This is a genomic window from Thalassobaculum salexigens DSM 19539, assembly GCF_000423805.1.
GTDB classification, from domain to species: Bacteria; Pseudomonadota; Alphaproteobacteria; order Thalassobaculales; family Thalassobaculaceae; genus Thalassobaculum; species Thalassobaculum litoreum.
The window spans coordinates 141595-149961 of record NZ_AUIR01000013.1; the positions used below are offsets into that span (position 1 = coordinate 141595).

The window sequence follows — 8367 nt, forward strand, 5'->3', positions numbered from 1 at the left end:
TTGTCGGAGCGTCGGTTCAATCGGCCCTTCTGAATAATCGTCATCCCGGATTTATCGTCATGTGTGGACGGCCCCGGATCGGGTCCGGGGTTCGCCGGGATGACGAGAGTAAGACTTAGGACGAGGAACGGCCCTACGCCGCCGGCAGCCAGCTCGGGGTCTCGTCGGCGTATTCGGGTCCCGGATTGCCGCGCACGGTGGTGCGCCACATCACCCGGTCGGTCGCGTCGCCGTCGAACCAGGTGGCACTGTGGATGGTGCAACGGTTGTCGTAGATCACCAGATCGCCGGCCCGCCATTCCTGGACATAGGCGTAGGGCGCGCTGGTGAAATGGCTCATCAGCTCGTAGACTAGCCTGGCGCCGTCGCCGTCGACACCCTTCTCCAGGCCGACGATCGGTCCCTCGATCCAGTCGAGCTGGCCGGACTCGCAGAGATACAGCGCCTTCTGCCCGGTCACCGGGTGGACCCGCACGATCGGCTGGCGCTGGGGCTGCTGCAGCGGGCCGAGCGGCTTCGGCGTCTCCCCGGCCTTCACCGCCAGTTCGGCGCGGCCGGTGCCCGGCTGCACGTGCAGCGCCTCCATCCCGTCGATCCGCGCCTTCATCGCGTCGGACAGGGCCTCGTAGGCGGAAATGCCGTCGGCATAGAGGGTCTGGGCCTGGTCGATCGGCGCGGGGTGCACGCAGTAGAACAGCGAGATGTCCGGCGGCGGCCGGCGGTAGCTCTGGTCGGTGTGCCAGCCGCGGCGGTGCGGGAACTGCACCGGCAGCTTGCCGTCGGCGGTCAGGGCCGGCTCCGGCCGCGCCGGCGGCTTCTGGTTCATCGGTGCTGCGTTGGAGATCACCAGGATCTCCGGCACCTCCTTGTGCACCCGGTCCAGGATCATGCCGGTCTTGGTGTAGTCCTCGACTTCCGGGCCGAACAGGCGCGACAGGCGCACGAGCTGCGACGGATCGCGGGCCATGCTGTCGAGACCGGTCAGCAGCATGAAGCCGTGGCCGTCGTAGAACGCCGAGAGCAGGGTATCCGCCTCGGCCTCCAGCGCCTCGATCACCTCGGCGTCGGTCGTGGCGCCGGTCACCCGGACATGACGGCCGAAATTGGCCCCCGCGAGCGGCTGCAGATCGAGTTTGGACATGGCGCGGTACCCGTTGGAGAGGAAGGAAGGACAATCTTAGGGCAGGGTGGCTGGCCTGTTCCAGATGGGATCGGTGCTTCGACATATGCGCCGCTCCCTTCGACACGCCCCGGATTTGATCCGGGCCTCTCAGGAAGAGGCAACCATTTCATTGCTATCGTCATCCCGGCGAGCTCCGGGCCACGACCCGGAGGTCGGCCGGGACCCAGACGGCCGACACGCGGGGTCCCGGCCCGCTCCCGGATCGTGTCCGGGGGCGTCCGGGATGACGGGGGAGGGTGGGGAAGCGCCGTGCCTACAAGATTCCCAGCACCGCCTCCGGCGGGCGGCCCATCGCGGCCTTGCCGTCCTTGGCGACGATCGGGCGCTCGATCAGGATCGGGTGCTCCACCATCGCCTTGATCAGCGCCGCCCGGTCCAGCGACGGGGCGTCCAGTCCCAGCTCCTTGTAGGCGGCTTCCTTGCGGCGCATCGCCGCGCGCGGCTCCAGGCCCATGGCGGTCAACAGCCGGTCCAGTTCGGCCGCGCCCGGCGGGGTCTTCAGGTATTCGACAACCTCGGGCTCGATCCCCCGCTCCTGCAGCAGGGCAAGGGTCTGGCGCGACTTGGAACAGCGCGGGTTGTGATAGATACGAACGGTCATTTCAGTCTCCACAAAGTCCGGCATCCAGAGTAGTCCGGGGGCCGTTCCCAGACCAACGGGTGTTCCCATGTCCCATGCCGGCCTGCCGATCGAAACCGAGCGCCTGATCCTGCGGCCCTGGCGGGAGTCCGACTTCGCTCCCTTCGCCGCGTTGAACGCCGATCCGGCGGTGATGGAGTTCTTCCCGGACACCCTCGGCCGGGCGGACAGCGACGCGTTGGCGCTGCGCGTAAAGGAGCGGATCGAGACCGAGGGCCTCGGCTTCTTCGCCGTGGAGGTGAAGGGCGGCCCGGATTTCATCGGCATGGTCGGGCCGAGCGTGCCGCATTACGGCGCCGAACTTCCGTGCGGTCCCTGCACCGAGGTCGGCTGGCGCCTGAGCCGGGCGGCCTGGGGCAAGGGCTATGCGAGCGAGGCGGCGTCGGCCTCACTCGATTTCGCCTTCGGGACGTTGGGTCGGGACGAGGTGGTGTCCTTCACCGCCGTCCAGAACGAGCGCTCCCAGGCGGTGATGCGCCGCATCGGCATGACCCGGGACGAGAACGGCGATTTCGACCACCCCCTGCTGCCAGAAGGCCACCGGCTGCTGCGCCACGTGCTCTACCGGATTTCGCGGACGGCCTGGGCGGACCTCAGGTCCCGGTAACTATGTCCCGGTGAATTGCGGCTCCCGCTTTTCCAGGAAGGCCCGCACGCCCTCGGCATAGTCGTTGCCGAAGCCGACCTCGCGCTGGATGTCGCGTTCCAGGGCGAGCTGGGTGTCGAGATCGTTCGACATCGCCGCCCGCATGGCGCGGCGGGTGCGCTGGACCACCCGGGGGGACAGCTTGGCCAGCTTGGAAGCCAGCGCCACCGCCTCGTCCTGCAGCCTGTCGTCGTCATAAACTTTCCACACCAGGCCCCATTTTTCGGCCGTCTCCGCGTCGAGCGGATCGGCGGTCAGGGCAAGGGCAAGCGCGCGGTTCTCGCCGATCAGCCGCGGCAGGTGGTGGGTCACCCCGGCATCGGGGATCAGCCCGACCCGGCAGAAGCTGACGACGATCTTGGCGGACCGGGCGGCCAGGATGATGTCGCCGGCCAGGGCCACGCCGACGCCGGCGCCGGCGGCGACGCCGTTCAGGGCGATCACCACCGGCATCTCGATCTGACGCAGGCGGCGGATCAGCGCGTTGTAATAGATTTCCAGCCCGGCCCCGAGGTCGCGGGTCGGCGGGCCGCTTTCCGGCGGCATCCGAGCGGAGAGATCCTGGCCCGAGCAGAAGGCGCGGTCGCCGGTGCCGGTCAGGATCAGCGCCTTGGCCGGGTTGTCGCCGCCGGTGACCTCGGCCACGGCGGCGCGCATCTCCTGGTGCACCTGTTCGTTGACGGCATTGCGCTTCTCCGGCCGGTCGATCGACAGCCGGGCCACGTCGCCGATGCGCTCCAGGGTGATGGTCTCGAAACTCATGGATCCTCCCAAGGACTGTCCGGCGGGACGGTTCTTCGCCGGATGACGTTTTTCGGGAGCTTAGAGCACGCGGGGGCCGGATAGAACGGTGAGGTTTCAGCCCTCGGCGGACTGGGGGTCCGCGGTGCCTTTCTCGGCATGGGCCAGCTGCATCAGCCGTCGGGCCGCGTCATAAGGCGCTATGTCGCGCAGGGCGCCGAAATCGATCGCGACGGTCGCCTCGCCCTGTGCCTTGCGGGCGAGCCAGATGTCGATCACCGCCTCGACGCCGCTGATCGCGCCGTCGAACTGCGCGACCCGCGCATAGGCGGGATCGGCGGCGACCATCTCCTCCGCCAGGCGCTTGGCGAAGGCGTCGGAGGCGATGACACCGTCATAGACGAACTGGAACTTGGCCCGGGCCTGCCTGGCCCGCTGCAGGGTCCGCTCGATCTCCGCATCCTGGCGCCTGGCCTGTTCGTACCGGCGGGCCGAGGCGAAGTTGGTGGTCGAGTTCCGTGGCTCGGCCTGCCGACGGGCGCGTTTGACGGCCTCCTCGAGTCCGTGGCTGCGCTTGGCCAGTTCCTTCAGGTCGTCGCCGCCGACATCCAGCGCGACGCGGCGCTCCATGACCGGATCGATCTTGGCGGTGACCCCGGCGAGGGCCGACAGACGCCTTTCCCGGAGTTCGGCGATCAGGCCGCGGGCGAAGTCGACGGCCTCGTCGGTGGAAATGCTTTGAACCATGGTGCTTCGCTGTCTACTCGGTGGGTTCCGGCAGGCCCTCGGCATCGCGCGTATCCGCCCCGTCGAGCTTCAGCGACGCACACCCGCTGCCGCTGAAGTCGGCGCGCTGGAGGGTCGCATCCTCCATATCGGTGTTCTTGAGTGACGTCTTGCGGAACTTGGCGTCGTCGAGCTTGGCGGAGCGCAGGCAGGCCTCGTCGAGGATCGCCTCGTCGAAGGTCGCGTTGGTGGCGTTAGTCGGCCATTTCTGCATGGCGAAGCCGGCGATATCCACCGGTTCCAGGCGGGCCCGCCGCATCCGCGCGCCCTTCAACCGGGCGCGGTGGAGATTGGCGCCGCGCAGGTCGGCGAAGGAAAGGTCGGCGCCGGTCAGGTCGGCGAAGGCCATATCCGCCATGATCAGGGAGGCACGGCTGAGCTTGGCGCCGCGCAGGATCGCATAGCGCAGGTTTCCGGCGACCAGGGTGACCTTCTCCAGCTCCTTCTGCGAGAGATCGACCCGCTCCAGATCGGCCCGGACACCTTCGCGCCCGCCGGTGCGGTAGAACCGCAGATGCAGGTCGAGGATTTCGCGCAGGGACTTGTCCAGGGAGTCCAGGGTGCGGGGCAGGGTGGCGTTGGAGATCGAGGAGGCGTCCATGTCCACCGCGTCGATTAGCGCCCCGGACAGGTCGGCATCGGTGAGGTTGGCGTGGCTCAGGATCACGTCGGCCAGCATGGCGCCGTTGAGCTTCGCGCCGGTCAGGTTCGCCTCGCTCAGGTCGGAGCCGCCGAGATCCGCCCCGGTCAGGTCGGAATGGCTGAGATCGGCCCGGTTCAGCTTGACGTTGCGCAGGATGGAATCGGTGAAGTCAGTCTGGCGCACGAAGGAGTTGGACAGCTTGGCGTCGGTCAGGTCGGCGTTGCGGATGATCGCGCTGCTGGCGTTGTTGGCGTCGTCCTCGTGGATCCAGGCGGTCAGGTTGCCCCGGTCCCAGTGGAACAGGGTGCCTTCGCGGAAATCGGCATCGACCATGGAGGAGCCGGTCAGGTTCGCGCCGCGCAGGCAGGAGCCGCGCAGGTCGGCCCGGTCGAGCTGGGCGCCGGTCATCTTGGCGTCGCGCAGGTCGGCGCAGAAGACCGTCGCGGCCCGCAGGACGGTGCCCGAGAGGTTCGCGCCGCGCAGGCGGGCGGCGGTCAGATCGATATAGCTGAGGTCGCGGCCGGACAGATCCCGGCCACTGAGGTTCTTGAAGGACAGGTTGGCCCGCGTGCCGCCGGCGCGGCCGGCGACGTGTTTCTGATGGGCGGCCAGGATCTGCTCGAGCTGTTCGTCGGAGATCTCCTCCAGCCGGTCTTCGACGGTGACCGGGCCCTCGGGGCGCCGCCGGGTCTTCTTCGGCGTCGCGCTCTGTTCGGTGGCCGCGTCCGGGTCCGCCGGGAGCCAATCGTTATCGTCCATGTCGGTCACGGGATCCTGCGTCGCGGGCGCCATCCCAAGACCGTACCAGAAACCGGGATAACAAATGATTACGGTTTGCGCAGGACCAGGCGCACGAAGCCGGCATCGGATCCGCCGCCCCCGCCATGATCGGAGCGTTCCAGCTCCTCGAAGCCGGCCGCGCGGAAATCGGCGGCGATCGCGTCCGGCAGCACCTCGTACATCGGCCGGTCGGCCGGCGGCGGGCCCTGGCGCAGGGCGACGGAGACGATGCCGCCCGGTGTCAGCAGCGACGCCACGGCGGCGACCGCCGAGGCGCGGTCGGCGGGCGGGACATGCATCCAAACCGCATTGATCAGGATGAACGGAAACCGCTCGCCCCGGGCCCGGACCACGGCGAGGTCGGGCAGCCGGTCGTCGATCCATTCGGCGTCCATGTCCGGGAACAGGGTGAGCGCCTGTGCCCGCATGCCGGCCGAGGGTTCGACGGCGACGACGCGATAGCCCTTGGCCTCGAAGGCGACGGCGTGGGCGCCGCTGCCGGCGCCGATATCCAGCACCGGACCCGGCGGCTTGGGCAGGATCGCCGCGTGCCGCCGGACCAGCCGTTCGGCGGCACCCGAGCCGGCATAGCGAGGGGCGAGGGTGCCCGCCAGCCGGTCGTAGTCGGCGATCGCGTCGTCGACGCTGGGAGAGGCGTCGGCTCTGGGCGAGACGTCAGCCATCGCGCTTCTTGCGCCACTCGGCGTAGCGGGCCTTGGCGGCCTCGTCCGGCGGATAGGTGCCGCGCAGCGGCTTGCCGCCGGCGACCTCGGAATAGATGAACTCCTCGTGGATCTCCTGCTCGGCGGCGTCCTTCGCGACCTCGTCGGCCAGGTGGCGCGGGATGACGACCACGCCGTCGAGGTCGCCGACCAGGATGTCGCCCGGATAGACTGCCACGCCGCCGCAGGCGATCGGCTCGTTCAGTGTCTCGACCGCGTGGTGCTTGATCAGGTTGGTCGGCGGCGAGGGGTGCGAGTGGTAGGAGGGGATGTCGTACTCGGCGATCTGGTAGCTGTCGCGCAGCCCGCCATCGGTGACGATGCCCGCGGCCCCGCGCTTCATCAGCCGGGTGATCAGAATGTTGCCGGCCGACGCGGCCGAGGCGTCGCCGCGGCTGTCCATCACCAGGACATGGCCCTCGGGACACGTCTCGATCGCCTTGCGCTGCGGGTGGTCGTAGTCCTGGAATACCGACAGGTCGTCCAGATCCTCGCGCGCCGGGATGTAGCGCAGGGTGAAGGCGGGGCCGACCATGTTGCGGTCATGCGCCGTGGTCAGGCGCCCGACGCCCTGCATGAAGACATTGCGGAAGCCGCGCTTGTACATCTGGGTCGTCAGCGTCGCGGTGCTGACCGTCGACAGCTTCTCGCGGGTTTCTTCAGACAGGGTGTCGGTGCTCATGGTGCCCCTCCCTAGGGCGGTCATTCTGGTTGGCGCGATGGCACCACGCGGCGGCGCGGGAGGCAAGGGGCCTGTCCCGCATGACGGCTACGGCCAGGCAGCCACCGGCTGGACGCGCCGCACGTGCTGCGCAAGACTGCCGCGCCGTTGTGAACCGGAGGGTGTCATGGAATATCGCACGATGGGCCGTTCCGGCCTGAAGGTCTCGCCGCTCTGCCTGGGGGCGATGATGTTCGGCGGGCCGACCCCGGAGGCGGAGAGCAAGGAGATCGTCGCCGCCGCGCGCGATGCCGGGATCAACTTCATCGACACCGCCGACGCCTATAACGGCGGCGCGAGCGAGGCCGTGGTCGGTCGGGCGATCGCCGAGGGCCGGGACTACTGGGTGCTGGCGACCAAGCTCGCCAATCCGCTGGGCGGCGATCCGAACCGGGGCGGGCTGTCGCGGCGCTGGGTCCACATGGCCTGCGACGCCTCGTTGAAGCGGCTCGGCACCGACGTGATCGACATCTACTACCTCCACAAGGAGGACCATTCGACCGACCTGCGCGAGACGGTGATGGCGCTCGGCGACCTGATGAAGGCCGGCAAGATCCGCTATTTCGGCGTGTCCAACTACCGCTCCTGGCGGGTCGCCGAGATCTGCCGGCTGTGCGACGAGATCGGCATCGACCGGCCGGTGGTCAGCCAGCCCTATTACAACGCGCTGAACCGTATGCCCGAGGTGGAGCACCTGCCGGCCTGCAGCCACTACGGCCTGGGCGTGGTGCCCTACAGCCCGCTGGCGCGCGGCATCCTGACCGGCAAATACGCGCCGAACGTCGCGCCGGAGGAGGGCAGCCGGGCGGGGCGTCAGGACAAGCGCATGATGCAGACCGAATGGCGCCACGAGAGCCTGGAGATCGCCCAGAAGATCAAGGCCCATGCCGAGGCCAAGGGGGCGACCCCGATCGACCTGGCGGTGTGCTGGGTGCTGAACAACCGGCTGGTCACCGCGACCCTGGCGGGCCCGCGCACCATGGAGCAGTTCCAGGGCTACCTGAAGGCGCTCGACTACAGCTTCACCGCCGAGGACGAGGCGCTGATCGACGGCCTGGTGATGCCGGGCCATCCGTCGACCCCGGGCTACAACGACCCGCAGTATCCGATCGAGGGGCGGGTGCCGAGAGTCAGCGCCTGAGCACAACAGGGGGATCCGAAAGAGGCCCGCACCAGCGGGTCTTTTTGACCTGCTCCCCTGAAACTTCCGCATTGTGAGGTTAGTCTGTTCCTCTGACGAGGAGATGGACGATGAAGCGCAGTCGGTTCAGCGAGGAACAGATCATTGGGATCCTGAAGGAGCATCAGGCAGGCCTGTCGGCGGCGGAGCTTTGCCGCAAACACGGGATCAGCGATGCGACCTTCTACAAGTGGCGTTCGAAGTACGGCGGCCTTGAGGTGTCGGAGGCGAAGCGCCTGAAGCAACTCGAGGACGAGAACGCGCGGCTGAAGAAGCTGCTGGCAGAGTCGGTGATGGACGTCTCGACGTTACGCGAGATGCTGGG

Annotated in this window: 10 protein-coding genes; 3 read left to right on the forward strand and 7 right to left on the reverse strand. The window is 68.4% G+C overall.

The features are described from left to right. Positions 1-133: 133 nt before the first annotated feature. Together G578_RS0103360 and arsC are read right to left on the reverse strand one after the other, a co-directional pair. A complete protein-coding gene (locus tag G578_RS0103360) occupies positions 134-1141 on the reverse strand; it encodes a TauD/TfdA dioxygenase family protein (protein ID WP_028793051.1) in 1008 nt (335 codons plus the stop codon). 295 nt (positions 1142-1436) lie between these two features. Then, positions 1437-1784: an arsenate reductase (glutaredoxin) gene (gene arsC, locus G578_RS0103365; RefSeq protein ID WP_028793052.1), complete on the reverse strand. Its 348-nt coding sequence runs from the start codon at positions 1782-1784 to the stop codon at positions 1437-1439. A 67-nt stretch (positions 1785-1851) separates the two neighbouring features. Here arsC and G578_RS0103370 point away from each other — a divergent pair, with 67 nt between their 5' ends. Further along, positions 1852-2430: a GNAT family N-acetyltransferase gene (locus tag G578_RS0103370; protein WP_038013413.1), complete on the forward strand. Its 579-nt coding sequence runs from the start codon at positions 1852-1854 to the stop codon at positions 2428-2430. On the opposite strand, the gene G578_RS0103375 is transcribed toward G578_RS0103370, so the two are convergent. The 5 genes from G578_RS0103375 to G578_RS0103395 all read right to left on the reverse strand — a co-directional run bounded on the left by G578_RS0103375 (position 2431) and on the right by G578_RS0103395 (position 6823). Then, on the reverse strand, positions 2431-3231 hold the full coding sequence (locus tag G578_RS0103375; RefSeq protein WP_028793054.1) for an enoyl-CoA hydratase-related protein: 801 nt from the start codon (positions 3229-3231) through the stop codon (positions 2431-2433). Between the two features lie 96 nt (positions 3232-3327). Next, positions 3328-3957 (reverse strand): hypothetical protein, encoded by a 630-nt coding sequence (locus tag G578_RS0103380; protein WP_028793055.1) that lies wholly within the window; start codon positions 3955-3957, stop codon positions 3328-3330. A gap of 13 nt (positions 3958-3970) precedes the next feature. Further along, the gene (locus G578_RS24505) at positions 3971-5398 is read right to left on the reverse strand and encodes a pentapeptide repeat-containing protein (RefSeq protein ID WP_051243807.1); all 1428 of its coding nucleotides are present in this window, start codon (positions 5396-5398) and stop codon (positions 3971-3973) included. A gap of 68 nt (positions 5399-5466) precedes the next feature. Next, positions 5467-6102 (reverse strand): class I SAM-dependent methyltransferase, encoded by a 636-nt coding sequence (locus G578_RS24510; RefSeq protein WP_051243810.1) that lies wholly within the window; start codon positions 6100-6102, stop codon positions 5467-5469. Next, entirely contained in the window at positions 6095-6823 is a 729-nt protein-coding gene (locus tag G578_RS0103395) for a ribonuclease activity regulator RraA (protein ID WP_156907191.1), read from the reverse strand. The genes G578_RS24510 and G578_RS0103395 overlap by 8 nt, the downstream gene beginning before the upstream one ends. Positions 6824-6989: 166 nt before the next feature. Between G578_RS0103395 and G578_RS0103400 the strand changes: the two genes are divergently transcribed. Next, on the forward strand, positions 6990-8003 hold the full coding sequence (locus G578_RS0103400; protein ID WP_028793057.1) for an aldo/keto reductase: 1014 nt from the start codon (positions 6990-6992) through the stop codon (positions 8001-8003). 110 nt (positions 8004-8113) lie between these two features. Further along, the coding region (gene tnpA / locus G578_RS0103405) for an IS66 family insertion sequence element accessory protein TnpA (RefSeq protein WP_028793058.1) at positions 8114-8367 on the forward strand (254 nt) is incomplete at its 3' end.